The organism is Bradyrhizobium sp. USDA 4353, assembly GCF_054063215.1.
This window is the reverse complement of the sequence record NZ_JBSSGB010000001.1, coordinates 3,927,606-3,948,100: the sequence shown is the minus strand read 5'-3', so window position 1 is coordinate 3,948,100 and position 20,495 is coordinate 3,927,606. Positions and strand designations below refer to the sequence as shown.

Annotated in this window: 14 protein-coding genes and 1 pseudogene; 4 read left to right on the top strand and 11 right to left on the bottom strand. The window is 66.4% G+C overall.

Annotation, left to right across the window (positions count from 1 at the left end; all coding sequences use genetic code 11):
• Nucleotides 1-94: 94 nt before the first annotated feature.
• The 3 genes and pseudogenes from ACVILH_RS17635 to ACVILH_RS17625 form a co-directional block, all read right to left on the bottom strand.
• Complete coding sequence (locus tag ACVILH_RS17635; protein WP_456714021.1) at nucleotides 95-970, bottom strand: MlaD family protein; 876 nt, start codon at nucleotides 968-970, stop codon at nucleotides 95-97.
• 153 nt (nucleotides 971-1,123) lie between these two features.
• A complete protein-coding gene (locus ACVILH_RS17630) occupies nucleotides 1,124-1,894 on the bottom strand; it encodes an ABC transporter ATP-binding protein (protein WP_006609833.1) in 771 nt (256 codons plus the stop codon).
• Nucleotides 1,895-1,900: 6 nt separating this feature from the next.
• A pseudogene (locus ACVILH_RS17625) lies at nucleotides 1,901-3,035 on the bottom strand (MlaE family ABC transporter permease).
• A gap of 158 nt (nucleotides 3,036-3,193) precedes the next feature.
• Here ACVILH_RS17625 and dgcA point away from each other — a divergent pair.
• On the top strand, nucleotides 3,194-4,189 hold the full coding sequence (gene dgcA / locus ACVILH_RS17620; RefSeq protein WP_456714020.1) for an N-acetyl-D-Glu racemase DgcA: 996 nt from the start codon (nucleotides 3,194-3,196) through the stop codon (nucleotides 4,187-4,189).
• Here dgcA and ACVILH_RS17615 read toward each other — a convergent pair.
• Nucleotides 4,159-5,358 carry an MFS transporter gene (locus ACVILH_RS17615; RefSeq protein ID WP_456714019.1) on the bottom strand — a complete coding sequence of 400 codons (1,200 nt, stop codon included), beginning with the start codon at nucleotides 5,356-5,358 and terminating at the stop codon, nucleotides 4,159-4,161. The genes dgcA and ACVILH_RS17615 overlap by 31 nt on opposite strands.
• Before the next feature lie 75 nt (nucleotides 5,359-5,433).
• Between ACVILH_RS17615 and ACVILH_RS17610 the strand changes: the two genes are divergently transcribed.
• Together ACVILH_RS17610 and ACVILH_RS17605 are read left to right on the top strand one after the other, a co-directional pair.
• Nucleotides 5,434-6,999, top strand: a complete 1,566-nt coding sequence (locus ACVILH_RS17610; protein WP_456714018.1) for a hypothetical protein — start codon at nucleotides 5,434-5,436, stop codon at nucleotides 6,997-6,999.
• A gap of 106 nt (nucleotides 7,000-7,105) precedes the next feature.
• The gene (locus ACVILH_RS17605) at nucleotides 7,106-8,842 is read left to right on the top strand and encodes a caspase family protein (RefSeq protein ID WP_456714017.1); all 1,737 of its coding nucleotides are present in this window, start codon (nucleotides 7,106-7,108) and stop codon (nucleotides 8,840-8,842) included.
• A 12-nt stretch (nucleotides 8,843-8,854) separates the two neighbouring features.
• Here the strand turns inward: ACVILH_RS17605 and ACVILH_RS17600 are convergent, their stop codons facing one another.
• The 5 genes from ACVILH_RS17600 to ACVILH_RS17580 form a co-directional block, all read right to left on the bottom strand.
• Complete coding sequence (locus tag ACVILH_RS17600; RefSeq protein ID WP_456714016.1) at nucleotides 8,855-9,844, bottom strand: threonine ammonia-lyase; 990 nt, start codon at nucleotides 9,842-9,844, stop codon at nucleotides 8,855-8,857.
• A 47-nt stretch (nucleotides 9,845-9,891) separates the two neighbouring features.
• A complete protein-coding gene (locus tag ACVILH_RS17595; RefSeq protein WP_456714015.1) occupies nucleotides 9,892-10,704 on the bottom strand; it encodes a UDP-2,3-diacylglucosamine diphosphatase in 813 nt (270 codons plus the stop codon).
• A gap of 191 nt (nucleotides 10,705-10,895) precedes the next feature.
• A complete protein-coding gene (gene pyk / locus ACVILH_RS17590; RefSeq protein ID WP_456714014.1) occupies nucleotides 10,896-12,314 on the bottom strand; it encodes a pyruvate kinase in 1,419 nt (472 codons plus the stop codon).
• A gap of 156 nt (nucleotides 12,315-12,470) precedes the next feature.
• On the bottom strand, nucleotides 12,471-13,544 hold the full coding sequence (locus ACVILH_RS17585; protein ID WP_456714013.1) for a tartrate dehydrogenase: 1,074 nt from the start codon (nucleotides 13,542-13,544) through the stop codon (nucleotides 12,471-12,473).
• A 22-nt stretch (nucleotides 13,545-13,566) separates the two neighbouring features.
• Nucleotides 13,567-14,862 (bottom strand): MFS transporter, encoded by a 1,296-nt coding sequence (locus ACVILH_RS17580; RefSeq protein WP_456714012.1) that lies wholly within the window; start codon nucleotides 14,860-14,862, stop codon nucleotides 13,567-13,569.
• A gap of 124 nt (nucleotides 14,863-14,986) precedes the next feature.
• On the opposite strand from ACVILH_RS17580, the gene ACVILH_RS17575 reads away from it, so the two are divergent.
• Complete coding sequence (locus tag ACVILH_RS17575; protein ID WP_456714011.1) at nucleotides 14,987-15,904, top strand: LysR substrate-binding domain-containing protein; 918 nt, start codon at nucleotides 14,987-14,989, stop codon at nucleotides 15,902-15,904.
• 103 nt (nucleotides 15,905-16,007) lie between these two features.
• Here ACVILH_RS17575 and ACVILH_RS17570 read toward each other — a convergent pair whose 3' ends face one another.
• Together ACVILH_RS17570 and glgX are read right to left on the bottom strand one after the other, a co-directional pair.
• Nucleotides 16,008-17,861, bottom strand: coding sequence for a multicopper oxidase family protein (locus ACVILH_RS17570; RefSeq protein WP_456717011.1), 1,854 nt, complete (start codon nucleotides 17,859-17,861; stop codon nucleotides 16,008-16,010).
• Nucleotides 17,862-18,242: 381 nt separating this feature from the next.
• The gene (gene glgX / locus ACVILH_RS17565) at nucleotides 18,243-20,477 is read right to left on the bottom strand and encodes a glycogen debranching protein GlgX (RefSeq protein ID WP_456714010.1); all 2,235 of its coding nucleotides are present in this window, start codon (nucleotides 20,475-20,477) and stop codon (nucleotides 18,243-18,245) included.
• Nucleotides 20,478-20,495: the final 18 nt, after the last annotated feature.

Sequence of the window (20,495 nt, the reverse complement as noted above, 5' to 3'; positions counted from 1 at the left end):
CGGACAGAGCTGCGCCGAGCCGACAGCCGTCGGCTTGCTGCAGCAAAGCTCCCGCCCCCTCCTCGCTCCTCCGAACCCGCTATTCGCCAGCGCCTCAGCGCCGACCGCTGGTGGCGGGTGCGGCGGGGGCCGGCTGCGAGGCCTGGGCGTTGCTGGGGCTGGAGCTGCTGGCGCCGAACAGGACGCGGGTGGGGTTGCGGTCGAAATTGTTCACCGCGCGGCTGATGTCGGAGAGCGTCCGCCGCCCGTCGGCCATCAGCGCGCCGGAGCGCTTGTCGAAATCCTCGGCGAGCTCGCGGATCGACTTCACCGTCAGAAACAGCTCGCCGCCGTCCTTGCCGCCGGCCAGCGTATTGAGGCCCAGCATCAAGGTGTCCGCCTTGCCCATGATGCCGTCGACGCGGCTCATGACGCCGTCGATGCGCTCGGAGTTGCGGGCGAGCGACTGGGTGAAGACCTCGAGATTCTTGATCGAGCTCTTCACGGCCTCCTGATTGTCGGCCACCACCTTGTTGATGTTCTGCAAGGTGGCGCGGATCGCCTCGGTGACGTCCTGCAGCCGGGTCGGATCGGCGCGCAGCACCGGCACGCCGTCCTCGTCGAGCGGTGCCGGCGGCGCAGCCTCCTCGCCGCCCTTGAGCGAGATCGCAGCGACGCCCGTGAGGCCCTGGAACTCCAGGCCGACCAGGGTGTCCTTGCGGATCGGGGCGTTGTTCTCGACCATCGCCAGCGCCACCACGCGGCGCGGATTGTCGAGCTTCACCGAGATGACCTCGCCGACGCGGATACCGTTGAAATTGACGCTGCCGCCGTTGCGCAAGCCCGCGGCCGGCCCCTCGAACACGACGCGCAGCGGGCTGCGCTGCTTGGTCGTGTGCAGGCTCTGGAACCACAGGACAAACCCGACCGCCGCGGCGAGCACCGCCAGCGTGAACGATCCGATCAGGACGTAATTCGCCCGCGTTTCCATTACCAACTCCGGTACCGGCACGTCGCGGCGGCGATCCCAGCCGCCGCTTCCGTGCGCTCTCGGTTGGCGCCAGACTGCGGCACCCACCCCATCACCTTAGTCGCGGAAGTCCCCACTCCCGCTCACAAATATTCGTCTCAGGGGCGCTTGAGGCTACCCCATCACGGCGCGTGCACGCTTGCCGTGGAAATACTGCCGCAGCCACGGATGCTCCGAGGCCTGCATGTCGGCCATCGACCCCGCGGCAATGATCTTGCCATTGCCGAGCACGGCGATGCGGTCGCAGGCCGTGTACAGGCTGTCGAGATCATGGGTTACCATGAAAACCGTCAGGCCCAAAGTCCGCTGCAAGGTGCGCACCAGCTCGTCGAAATCGCCGGCGCCGATCGGGTCGAGCCCGGAGGTTGGCTCATCAAGAAAGACCAGCTCCGGATCGAGCGCCAGCGCCCGCGCCAGGGCGACGCGCTTGATCATGCCGCCGGACAATTCGCTCGGGAAACGATCGGCAACATCCGGCCGCAATCCGACCATCACGAGCTTGGCGACCATGATCTCGTCGAGCAGCCGCTGCGAGACCTTCAGATACTCCCGCACCGGAAACTGGATGTTCTGCCGAACCGTCAGCGAGGAGAACAGCGCGCCCTGCTGGAACAGCACGCCCCAGCGCCGCTCGACGGCCCGGCGGCCGGCGCGATCGGCGGCGTCGAGATCGACCCCGAACACCTCGATGTTTCCCGACAGCTTCGGCACGAGGCCGATGATGGTGCGCGTCAGCACCGACTTGCCAGCGCCGGACGGACCGACGAAGCCGAGGATCTCGCCGCGCTTCACGTCGAGATCGAGGCCGTCGAGCACGCGCGTCTTGCCGAACTGCACGGTGACGTCGCGCACGCGGATGATCGGATCGGACACCTCCTGCGCCATCTCAGCTCACATCCCGACCGCGGCGAAGAAGATCGCGAACACGCCGTCCATGACGATCACGAAGAAGATGCCCTTCACGACCGAGGACGTCGTGTGGCGCCCGAGCGATTCGGCGCTGCCCTGCACCGCCAGGCCCTCGACGCAGGCGACGATGCCGATCACGGCCGCCATCACCGGCGCCTTCAGGAGTCCGACCGTGAAGTGATCGATCGAGATCGCATCGCGCAAGCGCAGCAGAAAGGCTTCGGGATCGACGCCGCCATAGAACCAGGCCACCAGCCCGCCGCCATAGAGCGCGGCGATGTCGCCGAGGAAGGCCAGGATCGGCAACGCGATCACCAATGCCAGCATGCGCGGCAGGATCAGCACCTCGATCGGATCGAAGCCCATGGTCCTGAGCGCATCGATCTCCTCACGCATCTTCATAGAGCCGAGCTCGGCCGTGTAGGCGCTGCCCGAGCGACCGGCGATCATGATCGCGACCAGGAGCACACCGATCTCGCGCAGCACCAGCACGCCGAGCATGTCGACGACGAAGATGTCGGCGCCGAACCGGCGGAAATGGAAGATGCCCTGCTGGGCGATGATGCAGCCGATCAGGAAGGTGATGAGGACGACGATCGGCACCGCGCGCCAGCACACCTGCTCGAGATGGTGGATGGTCGAGGTCAGGCGGAAGCTGCGCGGATGAATGACAACTCGGCCGCTGGCGACGATGACGGCGCCGAGCATGTCGATCAGCGCCGCGACCGTGCCGACGATGCCGGCGACGCTGCGGCCGATCTGCCCGAGCATGCCGGTGATGGTCACGTTGGCGGCATCGTCCCCGGGCGCGAGGCTGACGCGGCGGACCTCATCCACCAGGCTCGCGTAGTTGGGCGGACAGGCCGTCGATCCGCGCCTCCACGGTTCCCGTCGTGAAGCTGCGGCGCAGCCGCTCGATCAGCCAGGCCCCGAACGTATCGAGCTTGGAGACCTGCGACACGTCGATCGAGACATCGATCTTCTTGCCCGCCAGCTTCTCGGCCTCGGCGACCAGCCGCTCGAGCGACGGCGCAAACGGCGCGGTCCAGGCGCCGGTCGCACGCAGCGACAGCGCGTTGCCCTCACCGCTGCGTTGCAGATCGGGGCCGCCCTTCACGCCGACCATCCTCGGAACGGACGATGTCCGCTCCTTGACGAGAAAAATCCCACCGCGTCGCCACCACCTTGCCGGAGACCCCCATCAACAGCCATAGTCGCTCCCATCGCGCAAGTCCCCAGCGTCTCATTCCAGCTCACAAATCGCCAGACTTTCAAATGACTTCTACTGGTTTTCCAATACTGGACGCCCAGATCGGCCACTGGCCGATCTCAGGCAGCTTCACGATCAGCCGCGGCGCCAAGACCGAAGCGGTCACGGTGCTCGCGGAGCTGCGACAGGGTGACATCGTTGGTCGCGGCGAATGCGTGCCCTATCCGCGCTACAGCGAAACGCCCGAGGGGGCGCTGAGCGCCCTGCTCGCGATGCGCGACGCCATCGCCTCCGGTCTCGATCGCGACGCGCTGCAGACGGCGATGCCGCCGGGCGCCGCACGCAATGCGCTGGATTGCGCGCTGCTCGATCTGGAGGCCAAGCGCAGCGGCCGGCGCATCTGGGACCTGCTCGGCCGGCGGGCGCCTGCGCCCTGCGTGACCGCCTACACGATCTCGCTCGCCGCGCCCGAGGTCATGGCGAAGGCCGCAGCCAAGGCTGCGCATCGCCCCCTGCTGAAGGTCAAGCTCGGCGGCGACGGCGATCCGGCGCGCATCGCAGCCGTGCGCGCGGCCGCGCCGCAGTCGCAACTCATCGTCGACGCCAACGAGTCCTGGAAGGAAGCCAATCTCGAAGCCAATCTCGCCGCATGCGCGGAGGCCGGCGTCACGCTGGTCGAGCAGCCGCTCCCCGCCGGAAAGGACGAGGCGCTTGGCAACATGGCGCGTCCGCTGCCCGTGTGCGCCGATGAGAGCGTGCACGACCGCAACTCGCTCGATGGCCTGCGCGGACGCTATGACGCCGTCAACATCAAGCTCGACAAGACCGGCGGCTTGACTGAGGCGCTCGCGATGGCCGATGCCGCCCGCGTGCTCGGCTTCGACATCATGGTCGGCTGCATGGTCGGGACGTCGCTGTCCATGGCACCGGCGATGCTGCTGACGCCGCTGGCCCGCTATGTCGACCTCGACGGCCCGCTGCTATTGGCCGAGGACTGCGCGCACGGGCTGTACTACGAGGACAGCCTGGTCTATCCGCCCGACGCCGCTCTGTGGGGCTGAAGCGACAGGCGCGCGCGGCCGAGCCACATCAGCGTGCCGCCGGCTGCCGCCATGGCGGCCATCGCGTAGTACACGCCCGGGCCATAGGCCGCATACAGGGGCCCCGACAGGATCGACGCCGCCGAGCCGACCACGCCGCTGGCGGCGGAGTAATAGCCCTGCCCGCGCGCCGTTAGATGCGCCGGCACCTCGCGGACCAGCAGCCCCATGGTGCCGACCAGCGTCAGCCCGAAGGTGAAGCCATGGCTGATCTGGACGGCCGCAAGGCCCATCGCGTGCGGCTCCTGCGCCGTCAACGTCCAGCGCAGCACCGCCGCGATGGCGCCGATCACGACCAGGATGGCGGGCGAGAGCGTGAAACGCGGCGACAGCGCGAAGATGATGATCTCGGCGAGCACGCCCATGGTCCAGAGCCAGGCAATGGTGAGCCCGCTGAGACCCTGCGCTTTCCACTCGATGGAGGAGAACGTGTAGTAGGCGGCATGGCTGCCCTGGATCAGCGCCGAGGCTGCAATGATGCACAGGAAGCGCGGACTGACCAGCAGGCTCCGGCCATCCTGAGCGGGTCCCGTGCTGCGCGGCAATGGCGGCAGCGGCAGGAGCAGCAGGCCGCTGGCCGCCCCGCACAACGCCACCGAGACGATGATCCAGATCAGCTCGGACGACGGCACGATGTCGGCCAAGCCGCCGCACAAGAGCGTGCCCACGATGAACGCCGCCGATCCCCAAAGCCGCAGGCGACCGTAGTTCAGGCCATAGCTCATGACGCCGCGCAACGCATACGCATCCGTCAGCGGCACAACCGGCGTCCACAGGCTGCAGAGCCCGACATAGACTAGAAAGACGAGCCAGGGCTGATGTTGAACGGCGAGAACGGCAAAGCCTGACGCGGTTGCGAACGTCGTCAGCCGCAACGCCCCGCGCAAGGCCTGCCGCCGCTCGGCCAGCGCGGTGATCAGCGGCAGGACGGTGAAGCGCGTCACGGCAGGAACCGCGATGATGACGCCGATCCAGGAAGCGTCCAGCCCGATCGCCCGTAGCCACACGGGGAAAAACGGCAGATGCGTCCCCGATAGCGCGAACACCGCGCCATAGAACAGCCCCAACCGCCCCGCGAACTGGCGCGCCAATACCGGCGATGTGGCGGAGATTTGTCGGGACAGTGGCATCAATTCAATTGCGATTCGATCAATATCATGGTGATCGTTATGCCAACGCGCAGCAATTTGCGCGATGGGTTTGCCATGGTCGATGAAGTCTTCGCCCTCTCGCCGATATCCGCCCGCGCGGCACAGCCGAACGAGGCCGATTACGAGGCGATCCGCGACGCCTTCATGGAGACGGCGCGAGGCCGCTGGTTCCTGGGCGAATACGCCAAGCGCAACCGCAACGCCGACACCAGCATGGTGCTCGACGCGGTGGCGCGCATCGAGCATGCGCTGGCCTCACAGCGTCAGCAGCAGCAGGAGCTCGAGCAGGCAGATAGCCAGGCGCTGCCCGAAGCGCTGGCGGCGATCCGCGCTGCGGTCGAGGATGCTGCCCTTGCCGCAGCCTCTGCGGTCGACAAGATGGCGCTGGAGCAGAATCTCGCTCCGGTGCGCAAGGGCACCCGGATCATCAAGGAGATCTCCTGGCGCTGGCGCGAGATCGGCGCCGACTCGCGGATTTGCGACCTGATCGATTCCCAGGTCACCTCGATCGAGTCCGCTTGCGAGCAGCTCGCCAGCGCTGATCCGAAGATCGCGCTGCTCGCGGCGTTCGACATCATCAAGACGCGGCTCAACGAGCTGGACGAGCGGCAGGCGGCCGCCGCGCCTGAAGCCGAGGCGGTCGCGCCCGTGGCCGAGGCGGCTGCGCCGATCGAGACCGTTGCAACATCACCAATGGCCGAGTCGCCGGCAGCGGCGGAACCAGAGTCACTCCAGGCGCCAGCGCCTGAGCAGGCCGAGACAATTCAAGCCGCCCCGGCGGTCACCACCCCGCTCGTCGCAGCGGTGGCCGCCATCGAGGCGATCGAGGCATCGGTTGACGCCGCGGTCACCGTGGCAGACGCCGCGGTCGAAATCGCCGTGGAAGATCCGAGCGCCGCGGCCGCTGCTGCGGCCGCAGTTTCCGTGGCGCCGCCTGGAATGCTCGCGGAGCCTTCGATCGCCGAGGCGCTGGTTGAGATCGAGCAGCAGGCCACGGCCGAGCTGGATGATGCGGCAGCGGCGCAGGCCCATGACGAAGCCATCCTGGAGCTGGTCGCGGCCGAGATGGGCGCGCCCGATCCGATCGAGGACGAGGAGTTCAGCCGAGCACGTACCCTCGGTTTCGACATTGAGGAGCCGACGTCGGTGGATGACGACATCGTCGCCAGCTTCCGCGAGCCGGCGCCGGCGGAGTCCGAGCCTGAGGTCGCACTGACGACGGCTCAGGCACCGGCCCCAGAGCCAATCGCAGCTCCGGTCGCTCCGCCCGTGGAAGCTCCCCCGATGGCGCCGGCTCCGATGCCCAGCGCCCCTCCTTCTGCGCCGCTGTCCGAAGCCATCACGGTCGAAACCCTGGCGGCCATCGCGGCAGCGGTTGCCGCTCCGCCCCCGGCCCCGCCGGTACGCGCCGAGGTCGCCCCCGCTCAGCCGCTTCATGCGATGGCCGCTGTGGCTCCACTCCCGACGGCTTCTGCGATACCGAAACCGACCTACGAGCCGTCGCTGGGATCGACCTTGCTCTCGAATGGCCTCCTGCAGCGTCCGCAGGCACCGGCCAACGATCCGCTGTCGCCGATCCGGCGCATGACCCAGCCTGAGAAGATCGCGTTCTTCTCCTGACGGACGTCCTGCTCCTGAGGTGACGCGCATCACGTACACCGGGAGATGATCCGCCTAAGCCTGATCCTCAAGCCATTCGCTTTGCGCATGCTCGAGGAGAACGCCCGTGTCCGTTCCGCTATTCCGCGCCGACAGACTCACCTGGAAGGCCCTGCTCATCTCGGCAATGCTGGCCTTGATGACAGCGGCAGGCACCACCTCCAGCGGGGCAGCCAGCAGCGACATCGATCCTTTGCAGACGCCACCGCGCGCGCTGGCTGCGCCGTCGGCTTCCACGATGGAAAACGCGCCGGCCGCCACGCTTCAGGGCGCAGAGCCGCGCGTCGCGCTCGTGATCGGCAATTCGAGCTACCAAAATGCGCCTGTGCTGGAGAACCCGGACAACGACGCCCATGCCGTGGCGAAACTGCTGAACTCCGCCGGCTTCGAGGTGATCACCGCGACCGACCTGACGCAGAACGAGATGCTCAAGGTCGTGCAGGATTTTTCGAGCCGCGTCTCAGCGCATGGGCCGAATGCCGTGGCGATGGTGTACTATGCGGGCCACGGCGTTCAGCTCGCGGGCGAGAACTACCTCATCCCGATCGATGCACGCATCTCTGCTCCCTCCGATCTCACGAGCAGCACGATCCGCCTGGTCGACCTCATGGCCACGCTCGATGCCATTCCGAGCCGGATGCGGATCGTGGTGCTCGATGCCTGTCGCAACAATCCGTTTCCCGCTGTCAACGATGCAGGCCGCGGATTGGCCATCGTCGATGCCCCGAACGGATCCATCGTCGGCTATTCCACCTCGCCCGGCGAGGAGGCGCTCGACGGACGCGGCGAGCACAGCCCTTATGCTCAAGCCTTTCTCAACCTCGCACGACAACCGAACCTGCCGATCGAGCAGCTGTTCAAACGCATTCGTCTCCAGGTCAACCAATCGACCGATGGACGGCAGACGCCGTGGGAGAGCTCATCGCTCACCAGCGACTTCACCTTCTTCGGCGATTCGCTGGTTGCGGCCGCTCGAGCGCCGGAGAAAGCGCCCGTGGTCCAGATGGCCGCCGACCTGCCGAGCCGCTCCGTGCGGCAGGCCTATGACTACGTGCTGTCGGAGAACCGCCCGCAATATTATCGCGAGTTCGTCGAGATGTACCCGCGCGATCCGCTGGCCGACCGCATCCGCGCGCTGCTTGCCGGCTTGGTGCAGGCGGCGGCATGGCATCAGACCGTGCTGGCGAACTCGCCGGCGGCCTATCAGAGCTTCCGTGAATCCTATGCCGACAGCCCCTATGCGCTGGTCGCACTGCGGCTGCAGGGTCAGCCGCGGCCAATCCCGGTGCTGCAGCCGAGCCGCCTGATGATGCCGCCGCAAATGGCGCCGGCCACACGTCCGTTCAATCCCGGCGCCCAGATCCAAGGCCAGCCCGGCCCGCAGCCGAGACTGCCGGCCAATAGCCTGCCACCGCGTCAGCCGCTGCCGCCGGCCATCCTCGCCAAGAACACCGGTGTCAATGGCGGGCCCAACAAGGTCGTGGACCCCAGGCCAGTCGCGCAGAACAAGATGCGCGACCGGATCGTACCGCCGGTGACCCCGCCTCCGGCTGCGAAGATCCAGCGCGATCCGCTGAAGCGCAATCCGGGCCGCCCGTTCGAGACCCGCGAAGCGCGGCGTCCGTTCCCGGGCAATTCCGGGCCATTCAAGCCGAGCGTCAATGGGCCGCATCCGTCGATGGCGCGTGGCCCGGGGCCGATGCAGGGCCGGCCGATGATGCGCCCCGGGACGCCGCAGGTCGCGCAGTCCGGACCGCGGATGGGCGGCGGCGGATTCGCCAAGAGCGGCCTCGGCTTTCGCTGAGGCCTGAGTGTCTCAGGCGATCAGCTTGGCAAACAGATCCGCATCGACATTGCCGCCGGAGAGCACGATCACCACCGTCTTGCCCACGACGTCTAGCCGGCCGGCCAGCAGCGCCGCGAGTCCGACCGAGCCGCCCGGCTCGACCACGAGCTTCAGCTCGCGGAAGGCAAAACCGACGGCGCGACCGACCTCCTCATCAGAAGCCTCGACCGCCGCCGACAGCAGCCGGCTGTTGATGGCGAAGGTGATCTCACCGGGAATCGCGGCCATCAGCGCATCGCAGATGGTGCGCCCCTTGGCCTCGTGCGCCTCACGGTGGCCGGCGCGCAGCGAGCGCGCGTGGTCGTCAAAACCCTTCGGCTCCGCCACCACCATCTGCGTGTTCGGAAAACGCGCCTTGACTGCCGTCGACACACCCGCGAGCAGGCCGCCGCCCGACGCAGGCACGATTACCGTGTCGGGCGAGAGGCCGAACGCCGACAGATCCTCGGCGATCTCCCGGCCGACGGTGCCCTGCCCTGCGATCACGTAGGGATCGTCATAAGGCGGCACCACCGTCGAGCCGCGCTTGCTGGCGATGTCGCGGGCGATCGCCTCGCGATCCTCGCGGTCGCGATCATACAGCACGACATCGGCGCCGAAGGCCTTGGTGCGCTCGCGCTTGGCAACCGGCGCATCCAACGGCATCACGATCGTCGCGTGCATGCCGAGCAGCGTCGCGGCATGGGCGACGCCCTGCGCGTGATTGCCCGAGGAGAAGGCGACGACGCCCTTGGCGCGATCCGCTTCCGGAATTGAGGCCAGCTTGTTGTAGGCGCCGCGGAACTTGAAGGAGCCGGTTCGCTGCAGCACCTCCGGCTTCACGAACACGTTCGCCTTGAACTGGTCGCTGAGCACGGGAGCCGGCAGCAGCGGTGTCCGCACCGCGACGGGCGCGAGGACGCGCGCCGCCGCATCGATGTCGGCGACGGTTACGGGCAGGATCGGAGCATGAGCTGTCATGCCCCTATTTTACCGCGCCCGCTCGCCGCGAGGCAAGGGAGCCGGTATCAGGCCGCGCGGGCCGCCAGTTGCGGAACCGGGGCCGGCTGCCGCTGCGGATCCGTCCAGGTCAGGATCTCGAACCGACCGTCCTCATGCTCGACCAGCGCCGTGCAGCTCTCGACCCAGTCGCCGCAATTCATGTAGCGGATGCCGTCCTGGTCGCGGATGACGGCACAATGGATGTGGCCGCAGATCACGCCGTCGGCGCCGTGGCGCCGCGCCTCGGCGGCGAGCGCTGTCTCGAACGCGCCGATGTAGTTCACCGCGTTCTTGACCTTCTGCTTGGCCCATTGCGACAGCGACCAATAGGGCACGCCGAACATGCGGCGGAAGAAGTTTACCAGACGGTTCATCTGGATCGCGAAGTCATAGGCCTTGTCGCCGAGATGGGCGAGCCAGCGGGCGTTCTGGACGACGAGGTCGAAGATGTCGCCGTGAATGACGAGGTAGCGCTTCCCGTCCGTGCCGGTGTGCACGATGTTCTCGACGACGTCGATGCCGCCGAAATGCGTGCCGTAATAGCCGCGCAGGAACTCGTCGTGATTGCCGGGCACGTAGACGATCTTGGCGCCCTTGCGCGCCTTGCGCAGCATCTTCTGCACGAGATCGTTGTGCGACTGCGGCCAGTGCCAGCTCGATTTCAGCGCCCAGCCGTCGATGATGTCGCCGACCAGATAGATCGTATCGGCATCATGGTGGCGCAGGAAATCCACGAGGAGATTGGCCTGCGAGCCGCGGGCTCCGAGATGAACGTCGGAGATGAACAACGTGCGAAAGCGCTTCGTCGGGCTTTCTTCACCGGCAGTCTCGAGTCCCATGCGCGCCCACCTAACAGTCCCTGATGACAAGGCGATGACGAACGCCGCACCGGCAGAACCCATCCTGCCGGATCGCGACTGACATCGTTCGCATGACGACTCACGATGTCTTCATCACTGCCCCGCGATACCAGCGGGGTGCGACAATCAGGCGACAAGCAGGCGGCGCGCACAGGGAATTCGGCTGCCTGCTATCTGGGCACGGTGACGACGCGCAGATTGTTCGTCGTTCCGGCCTGCGCGAAGGGGATGCCGGCGACGACGACCAGCAGATCGCCCTTGTCGGCGAACTCCTCCTGCACGGCGAAGAACGTCGCGCGCTCGACCATCTCCTCGTAGCTCTGCACGTCCTGCGACAGTACGCTGTGCGCGCCCCACAGCAGGCACATCCGGCGCGAGGTGTCCTCGTTCGGCGTGATCGCGAGGATCGGCAGGCTCGGCCGCTTGCGGGCGACGCGCGAGGCCGAGGTGCCGCTCGACGTATAGGCCACGATCGCCTTGGCATGGATAGCAGACGCGAGATCGGCCGCGGCGGTCGCCACCGCATGCGGCGGCGTCTGCTCCTCATTGGGCTGCGTCGCCTGGATGATCGAGCCGTACATCTTATGCTTCTCGGTCGCCTTGATGATGCTGTCCATCATCGCCACCGCCTCGCGCGGATATTGCCCGCTGGCGGATTCCGCCGACAGCATCACCGCATCGGCGCCGTCATAGATCGCGGTCGCGACGTCGGAGACCTCGGCGCGCGTCGGCGTCGGCGTGGCCACCATCGAGTCCAGCATCTGCGTCGCCACGATCACCGGCTTCACCGCCAGTCGGCAGGCACGGACCAATTCCTTCTGCTTGCCCGGCACGTCCTCGTTCGGAATTTCCACACCGAGATCGCCGCGCGCCACCATGATCGCATCCGACAGCTGGATGATGTCGTCGATCCGATCCAGCGCCGCCGGCTTCTCGATCTTGGACATGATGCCGGCGCGGCCGTTGATCAGCCCCCGCGCCTCGATCACATCCGAGGGCTTCTGCACGAAGGACAGCGCCACCCAGTCGACGCCAAGCTCGAGTCCGAAGGCGAGATCCGAGCGGTCCTTCGCGGTCAGCGGCGACAGCTCCAGGATCGTGCCCGGCAGGTTGACGCCCTTGTGATTGGAGATCGCGCCGCTGACGATCACCTTGGATTCGATCCAGTCGTCACCGAGCCCGGTGACGCGCACGCGCACGCGGCCGTCATCGATCAGAAGATCGTGACCGGGCGCGACCGCCGCAAAGATCTCCGGATGCGGCAGCGGAATCGACGTCTTGTCGCCTTCGGTCCCATTCAACACGAATCGAATCGTCTCGCCGGCCTCGACCTGGATCTTCTTGTCGCGCAACGTGCCGACGCGGATCTTCGGCCCCTGCAGGTCCATCAGGATGCCGATCGGCCGCTGCACCTCTTTCTCCAGGGCGCGGATCGCGGCGTGGACCTTCGCATGATCGGCCTGCGTGCCGTGGCTGAAATTCAGGCGGAAAGTGTCGACACCAGCAAGAAACAGCGCCTTCAGCATCTCCGGAGAATTACTGGCGGGGCCGACGGTTGCGACGATCTTGGCTCGACGGTGACGACGCATGTTATGTCCTTTCTCCCCAGCCCGCGTTCTCACGTCTCGATGACACGCATATGATTATCATGCGCGGACGCGGCGGAAGCGCTGATATACGCCCCGCAGCGTTCATTGCAAGCGCAACCCGGGACACGCCGAGATTGTACGGGCCACAACCGCGTCTCACACGTTGGAGCCGTGGATCGCGTCGATCACCGCATCCGTCACCTCCTTGGTCGTCGCCTTGCCGCCTACATCGGGCGTAAGAATGCCGGCGGCGCAGACCTTCTCGACTGCGGACATCAGCCTGATGGCCGCATCCTTCTCGCCGAGATGCTCGAGCATCTGGGCGCCGGTCCAGAACGTCGCGACGGGATTGGCGATACCCTTGCCGGTGATGTCGAAGGCAGAGCCATGGATCGGCTCGAACATCGACGGGAAGCGCCGCTCCGGATCGATGTTGCCGGTCGGCGCGACGCCGAGGCTGCCGGCGAGCGCGCCCGCCAGATCCGACAGGATGTCGGCGTGCAGATTGGTGGCGACGATGGTGTCGAGACTCTTCGGCTGCAAGGTCATGCGCACGGTCATGGCATCGACCAGCATCTTGTCCCAGGTCACATCGGGAAATTCACGTGCCACTTCCGCGGCGATCTCGTCCCACATCACCATGCCGTGCCGCTGCGCGTTCGACTTGGTGACGACGGTGAGGAATTTACGCGGTCGCGACTGCGCGAGCTTGAAGGCATAGCGCATGATGCGGGAGACGCCGACGCGGGTAAACACCGCGACCTCGGTGCCGACCTCCTCCGGCAGGCCGCGATGCGCGCGGCCGCCCATCCCGGCATATTCGCCTTCGGAGTTCTCGCGCACGATCACCCAGTCGAGGTCGCCGACGCCGACATTGCGCAGCGGCGAGGCGACGCCGGGCAGGATCTTGGTCGGACGCACATTGGCGTATTGATCAAAACCCTGGCAGATCGGCAGCCGCAGGCCCCACAGCGTGATGTGGTCGGGAACATCAGGCGCGCCGACGGCGCCGAAATAGATCGCGTCAAACGTCTTCAGCTCGGCCAAGCCGTCGGCCGGCATCATCACGCCGTGCTTCTTGTAGTAGTCCGAGCCCCAGTCGAAGGTTTTGACGTTGAAGCTGATGTCGCCTGCCCGCCTGGCCAGCGCCTCGAGCACGCGGACGCCGGCGGAGATGACCTCGGGGCCGATGCCGTCGGCGGGGATGGCGGCGATGGAATGGGTGCGCATGTGAAGAGCTCCGTGTGAGGGGTCAGGACTGCGTGGCCGCTTCGGCCTTCGCGCTTTGTGATCGAGACAGCAACAGGGTCAGCACCGCCGATATCACCAGCAGGCCGGCGACGAAATAGAGGCCGCCATCGAAGCTGCCGGTCTGGTCCTTGATCCAGCCGATCATGGCCGGGCCGACGAAGCCGCCGAGATTGCCGATCGAGTTGATGGTGGCGATGCCTGCCGCTGCGGCCGAGCCGGACAGGAACATGGTCGGCATGCTCCACAGCGGCGGCTTCGACGAGGAGATGCCGACATTGACCAACGTGAGCGCGGCAAGTACGGCGGCGACGCTGGTCGACAATCCGGCCAGCCAGAGGCCCATGGCGGCAACCACGCAGGCCAGCACGACGTGCCAGGTGCGTTCGGCCGTCCGGTCGGAATGCCGCGCCCACAGGATCATGACCACGACCGCGATCGTCGGTGGCACCGCATTGAGGAAGCCGACCGCGAACGAGGACAGGCCGAACTGCTTGATGATCTGCGGCGCCCAGACGCCGAGCGTGTAGAGGCCGGCCGAGGTGCCGAAATAGACCAGCGCGAGCGCGAGCACGCGGATGTCGGCGAGACCGCGCCAGATGCTGTGACCCGCGATCGCGGCCTTGCTGGCCAGCTCGGCAGTCATGGTGCGCACCAGCCAGTCGCGCTCGTCATCGGCGAGCCAGCGCGCCTGCTCTGGACGATCTGTCATATAACCCAGCACGACGAAGCCGAGCAGCACGGCCGGCAGCGCCTCGATCAGGAACAGCCATTGCCAGCCCTTGAAGCCGAGGATGCCGTCCATCTCCAGCAGCGCGCCGGAAACCGGCGAGCCGAGCACGGTCGACAGCGGCGCCGCCGCCATGAACAAAGCGGTCACGGCGGCACGCTGCCGCGCCGGGAACCAGTAGGACAGATAGAGGATGATGCCGGGAAAGAACCCGGCCTCGGCCGCACCGAGCAGGAAGCGCAGCGCGTAGAAGCTCATCGGACCCTGCACGAAGGCCATCGCACCCGACACGAGGCCCCAGGTGATCATCACCCGCGCGATCCAGATCCGGGCGCCGAACTTCTCGAGTGCGAGGTTGGAGGGGACCTCGAACAGGAAATAGCCCCAGAAGAAGATCCCAGCGCCGAAGCCGTAGGCCGAGGCGGACAGGTCGATATCCTTGTTCATGGTCAGCGCCGCGAAGCCGACATTCACGCGATCGATGAAGGCCACGAAATAGAGCAGCATGATGAAAGGGACGATGCGCAGCGTGATCTTGCGCAGCACGCGCGCTTCGAGCTCTCCGGCCATCGTCACCCTCCCCAGATCCGTTTTGCTTTGATCGGAGGACGGTAGAAGAGTGTATGGGATGGCTTCAATGCCCGCATCATTATACAAAAAAATGATATAATCGTCGGACCCGGGATCGAGCCTGATGGAATTGCACCAGCTCCGCTGCTTCGTCGCCGCCGCCGAGGAGCTGCATTTCGGCAAGGCCGCGCAGCGGCTGCAGATGCTGCCCTCGGCGCTCGGACGGCAGATCAAGCTATTGGAGGATGACCTCACAACCCGGCTGTTTACCCGCACCACGCGCGCGGTGGCGCTGACCGAGCACGGCACTGCGTTGCTCCGCGACGCGCGCGTTATCCTGGCCCGGGTCGAAGCGGTCGAGACCGGCTTCCGCCGCCGCGCCCGCGCTGGCAAGACGCAGCGGCTGCGGGTCGGCGCCATCGACAGCGCGGCCGCGGGCCTGCTGCCGCAGCTGCTGCACGATTTCCGGGAGGCGCATCCCGAATTTGCCGTGCAGATCGCGGAGGAGAAGACGATCCGGCTGTTGCCGAAGATCCTCTCCGGCGCGCTCGACCTCGCCTTCATCAGGCCGCCGGAGCGCCGCGACACCAAGCTCGAATTCCGCGCCCTGCTCAGCGAGAGCGCGGTGGTGGCGCTGCCGCAGCGCCACCGGCTGGCCGCGCGTGCCTCGGTGTCTCTGACCGATATCGCCGAGGAGCCGCTGATCGTGCCGGACCGGCGGTCGCGGCCGCACAGCCACGACCTCACGATGAAGCTGTTTGCGCAGGCCGGGCTGTCGCCCGAGGTTGCGCAGGTCGCGGACGAGAAGCAGACCATCGTGCATCTCGTCGCCGCACGGCTCGGCATCGCCATCGTGCCGCGCTGGACCTCGCGGCTGACGGTGTCCGGCGTCCGCTTCGTGCCGCTGCGCGTGAGGCGCGGCGGCACCGCCGGCAGGCTGCCGCTGGCGGCAGCGTGGCTACGCGGCTCGCGCGATCCCGCACGCGAGGCGATGCTCGGCGTGCTGGACGCGCGGCTCGCGAAATATGCGCGCGGGGCGTGATCCGGATCTCCCGAGCCCATCCTATCTCGACGGCGCCTCCGCTCTCATCCGACTTCCCGCGCTGAAGCCGGCGATGGCCGCCCTGCAGAGACGCGCGCAGCCCTCAATGATGACCATGCGTCACGCCGCCCTTGCCGTCCGGCAGTGCGATTCGGACGTTCTGCATCATGCCCTGGTCCTCGTGATCGAGGATGTGACAATGCAGCACGAAGTCGCCGATGTAGCGCTCGTAGCGCGTGCGCACCACCAAGGTGTACTGCCCCGCCTGCCCCGGCGCGATGTTCTTCACGAACAGCGTATCCTTCCAGACGCCCTTGAGGCCGGGATATTGCGGATCGACCACGGGCTGGCCGTTCTGACCCTTGGCGAAATTGTCGATCGCTCCGGGCGCGCTGACATCGGTCTTGCCGTCCGGGGCGATGATCTTGACGATCTGGAACGGATTGACATGAATGTGGAACGGGTGGCTGACGAAGTTGGATCTCAGGGTCCATTCGTCGACGCCGCCGAGCGGCAAGGTCCGATCGATGCGGTTGGGGTCATAGGGCTGGCCGTCGACCTCGAAGAACACCTCGTTGATCTGCGAGACGTCGATGTTGAACGTCAGCGTCTGGGTGCCCGAGAGCTCGTCATCCTTGACGGTCGGGTGCGGCACGAAGCTCGTCAGCTTCATGCCGTCGTTCAGCTCGGCCGTGACCGTGGCGCGGACATCGGCCGGCATGTTGGCGGCCGCAGCCGCCACGAGCTGGGCCTTCAGATAGTCCGAGAGATCGCCGCTGACCGCCGTGCCCGCTGCGACGGCGACCACGCCGAGCAGCTGGGTCGGCTTGATGTTCTGGTTGACGCTGCCCGACGCACTGGTGTCGACATTGATGACGCAGTAATCGCCGGCCGACGGAAAGACGACCAGCGCATCCCAGCGATAGCCCGGCTGGAACACCGCGATCGGCGTGCGTGTCGCTGCTGCCATGGTCAGCCCGTCCGCCGCCACGAGATGATAGGGCACCGGATCGCCGGTACAGTTCGTATCGACATACTGCTGCGCGGCCGCGGCGCGTACGCCTGCCGGCTCCGGCGCCCCGGCGGCGCGCTTGCGGAACTGTAGCGCGATCGTATCGCGCACGCCGCCGTGAATCATGCGCCAACGCTCGACGCGCCCGGCCTCGGCGCCCGGAAGACGTCCGAGCACGGCGCCGTTGATGCTGGTGAACCGGCCGGACGCAGGCCAGCTTCCCGGGCCGAACTGGTCGTAATCGTCGACACCCCCGACCTCGTCCGGCTTGCAGGCATAGGTGCCGTCGGCGTTGCGCTCGATCGCGTTGTTCTTGTCGCGACAGGCATACTGGATCTGCTGGAACACCATCACCCGCTCGGGAAAGGGCTGGGCGCTGGTCGGCCGCAGCAACGTATCGAGATCGCCATGTCCCTGCGGTGTCGGCGGACGGGTGCCGCGCACGATCAATGCGCCGGCCATGCCGCTCGACACTTGCAGCGCGGTCGAGCCGTGACGGTGCGAATGGTACCAGAGCGTCCCCGCGGGATGATCGGGCGGGATGTTGTACTCATATTGAAACGAGACGCCGGGATTGATCGAGATCAGGACGTTGTCGCCGTTGCCGTTCGGGTTGACCCACAGGCCGTGGGTGTGGAGGTTGGTCCCGTTGAAGCAGTGCGGAGTATTGACGCTGCCGCCGCGGGTCGGACAGGTCGTATCTGCCGGCAGCTCGTTGTGCAGCGTCATGCGCACGGTCTGGCCAGGATAGACCTCGATCTGCGGCGCGACATAGGGCGCATTCGGATTGACGCCCGGCCCCTGATAGCTGCGCAGCCTTACCTTGTCGAAGCGGCTCTCGGCCGGATTCCAGAGCTGCGAGTCCGTGAAGGTCACGCGCAGATCGTAGACGATATCGCGCTGATCAGCCCGCGACGCGGTCGGCGGTGGCGCGGCGAACGTCATCAGGGTCTGAAGACGGTTTGCCGGCGGGCGCGCCGGCAACAGCTGCGGATTGGCAATCTCCGGCGCCGACTGCGCCGCCGCCGATCCGGGAGCGAGGCTGCCCGCGATCAGCGCAGCCATCGCCAACACGCGCGCAGACGCGGCGCGTGAGGATGACGGGGATGAAGCTGATCCGGAAAGCGTCGACGTCACCATTGAGAAGCCAGCGGCCGCGCGTCCGCGCGGCCCATTGCCGTTCGCAACCATCGATTCCTCCTGGCAATTCCTGCCGGAGGACGTCGATGACGGCCTCCGGCCTCAAATCATCTGAATGTCATTCAAGTTGTGCAATTCCAACTCCACAATCTTAATTCAGCGACGGCTGAATGCAACCCAAAACCCTTAGCCCAGCGGCGACTCCGCGATGTCGAGCAGCGCGCCGAGGCCGTGACGGAGGCCGCGCATCGGCTGCTGCTCGGAGGATAGGCCGAGCGCCAGCATCGAACGTCCCGTGACCTCGTAGACATGGCCGAACGGCAGCGACTGCACCTGGGCATCCGGCTGGTTGGTGTCGAGCAGCGCCAGCCAGTTGTGACCTTCGGGCACCGCCGGCAAGGTGAAGTTCACCACGTCGAAATGCGCGTTGTAGATCAGCAGCAAGGTCGCATCCGAGCCGCGCCGCTTGACGCCGGTCTCCTGGGCGCGGCCATCGAGCAGCATGCCGAAGCAGCGCGCATTGCCATCGGTCCACTGCTCCGTCGCCATCTCCTCGCCCGAGGGCGCCAGCCAGGTCACGTCCTTGACGTCGAGCTCCTCGTTGAGCGAGCCGACCAGGAAGCGCGAGCGATACAGGATCGGAAACGCCTTGCGCATCGCGATCAGTTTTCGCGTGAACTCCCGCAATTGCCGCCCCGGCGCGGTGATGCCCATCCAGTCGAGCCAGCTGATCTCGTTATCCTGGGCATAGGCGTTGTTGTTGCCGTTCTGGGTGTGCCCGAACTCGTCGCCGGCGAGCAGCATCGGCGTGCCGTGCGACAGCAGCATCGTCGCCAGCATGTTGCGCTTCTGCCGTTCTCGTAGACCTACGATCTCGGGATCGTCGGTCGGCCCCTCGACGCCGCAATTCCACGAATGGTTGTTGCTATGGCCGTCGCGATTGTCCTCGCCGTTCGCCTCATTGTGCTTGTCATTGTAGGAGACGAGGTCGTTGAGGTTGAAACCGTCATGCGCGGTGATGAAGTTCACGCTGGCCCACGGGCGGCGGCCGCGCTTGTTGAACAGGTCGCCGGAGCCGGAGATGCGCTTGGCGAAATCGGCGATGGTGCCGCCATCGCCCTTCCAGAACGCGCGGGTGGTGTCGCGGAACTTGTCGTTCCACTCCGCCCATCCCGGCGGAAACTGGCCGACCTGATAGCCGCCCGGACCGATGTCCCAGGGCTCGGCGATCAGCTTGACACCCGACAGCACGGGGTCCTGGCGGCAGGCATCGAGGAAGCCGCCGCCCTCGTCGAAGCCATAGGGCTCACGCGCCAGGATGGTGGCGAGGTCGAAGCGGAAGCCGTCGACCCGCATCTCGGTCGCCCAGTAGCGCAAGGAGTCCGCGACGAGCTGGAGCACGCGCTGATGCGACAGGTTCACCGTGTTGCCGGTGCCGGTGTCGTTGATGTAGTAGCGCTTCTTGTCCGGCAGCAGGCGATAGTAGCTGGCGTTGTCGATTCCCTTGAACGACAGGGTCGGACCGAGCTCGTTACCCTCGGCGGTGTGGTTGTAGACCACGTCGAGAATGACCTCGATGCCGTTGGCGTGGAACTGGTTGACCATGGTCTTGAATTCGGTCGCGAGCGGCGTCTTGAGGTAGCGCGGCTCCGGCGCAAAGAAGGCGATCGAGTTGTAGCCCCAATAATTGCGCAGGCCCTTCTCGACCAGATAGCTGTCGTCGATGAAGGCGTGGATCGGCAGCAGCTCGGCCGAGGTGATGCCGAGCGAGCGCAGGTAGGCCGGAATGTCGTGATGCGCGAGGCCGGCGAAGGTGCCGCGATCGGCCTCCGGCACCAGCGGATGCAGCTTGGTAAATCCCTTGACGTGCATCTCGTAGAAGATGGTCCGCTCCCACGGAATCTCCGGCTTGCGCGAGGTGCCCCAGGTGAAGGCGGGATCAATCACCCGGCACTTCAGCATCAACGGCGCGCTGTCGCGGTCGTCAAAGGAGAGATCCTTGTCGGCATGGTCGAGCTGATAGCCGAACAGCTCGGGGCCCCAGCGCAGCTGGCCGACGAGCTGCTTGGCATAGGGGTCGATGACCAGCTTGTTGGGATTGAAGCGGTGGCCCGCATCAGGCTCGTAGGGTCCGTGCACGCGATAGCCATAGACGGTGCCGGGGCGCGCAGTCGGCAGGTAGCCGTGCCAGACCTCGTCTGTGTATTCCGGCAGCTCGATGCGCTCGAGCTCGGTCTCGCCGGTTTCGTCGAATAGACAGAGCTCGACCTTGGTGGCGTGCGCGGAAAAAATGGCAAAGTTGACGCCGAGGCCATCCCAGGTCGCGCCGAGCGGAAACGGCCGCCCCTCGCTGATCTTGGCCTTGCGCAAATTGAAAGCGGCCTGCGTCAGGGCGTCGGCCCTGTCAGTGAGTTGATCCATGGATGCCCCCTGCCCGGT

Bases quoted from the DNA above. Each gene is read 5' to 3' on its own strand.
- ACVILH_RS17595 (WP_456714015.1), bottom strand. From the start codon at position 10,704: ATGGGACTCGAGACTGCCGGTGAAGAAAGCCCGACGAAGCGCTTTCGC.
- ACVILH_RS17610 (WP_456714018.1), top strand. From the start codon at position 5,434: ATGGTCGATGAAGTCTTCGCCCTCTCGCCGATATCCGCCCGCGCGGCA.
- ACVILH_RS17575 (WP_456714011.1), top strand. From the start codon at position 14,987: ATGGAATTGCACCAGCTCCGCTGCTTCGTCGCCGCCGCCGAGGAGCTG.
- pyk (WP_456714014.1), bottom strand. From the start codon at position 12,314: ATGCGTCGTCACCGTCGAGCCAAGATCGTCGCAACCGTCGGCCCCGCC.
- ACVILH_RS17580 (WP_456714012.1), bottom strand. From the start codon at position 14,862: ATGGCCGGAGAGCTCGAAGCGCGCGTGCTGCGCAAGATCACGCTGCGC.
- ACVILH_RS17570 (WP_456717011.1), bottom strand. From the start codon at position 17,861: ATGACGTTCGCCGCGCCACCGCCGACCGCGTCGCGGGCTGATCAGCGC.
- ACVILH_RS17600 (WP_456714016.1), bottom strand. From the start codon at position 9,844: ATGACAGCTCATGCTCCGATCCTGCCCGTAACCGTCGCCGACATCGAT.
- dgcA (WP_456714020.1), top strand. From the start codon at position 3,194: ATGACTTCTACTGGTTTTCCAATACTGGACGCCCAGATCGGCCACTGG.
- ACVILH_RS17630 (WP_006609833.1), bottom strand. From the start codon at position 1,894: ATGGCGCAGGAGGTGTCCGATCCGATCATCCGCGTGCGCGACGTCACC.
- ACVILH_RS17615 (WP_456714019.1), bottom strand. From the start codon at position 5,358: ATGCCACTGTCCCGACAAATCTCCGCCACATCGCCGGTATTGGCGCGC.
- ACVILH_RS17585 (WP_456714013.1), bottom strand. From the start codon at position 13,544: ATGCGCACCCATTCCATCGCCGCCATCCCCGCCGACGGCATCGGCCCC.
- ACVILH_RS17635 (WP_456714021.1), bottom strand. From the start codon at position 970: ATGGAAACGCGGGCGAATTACGTCCTGATCGGATCGTTCACGCTGGCG.
- glgX (WP_456714010.1), bottom strand. From the start codon at position 20,477: ATGGATCAACTCACTGACAGGGCCGACGCCCTGACGCAGGCCGCTTTC.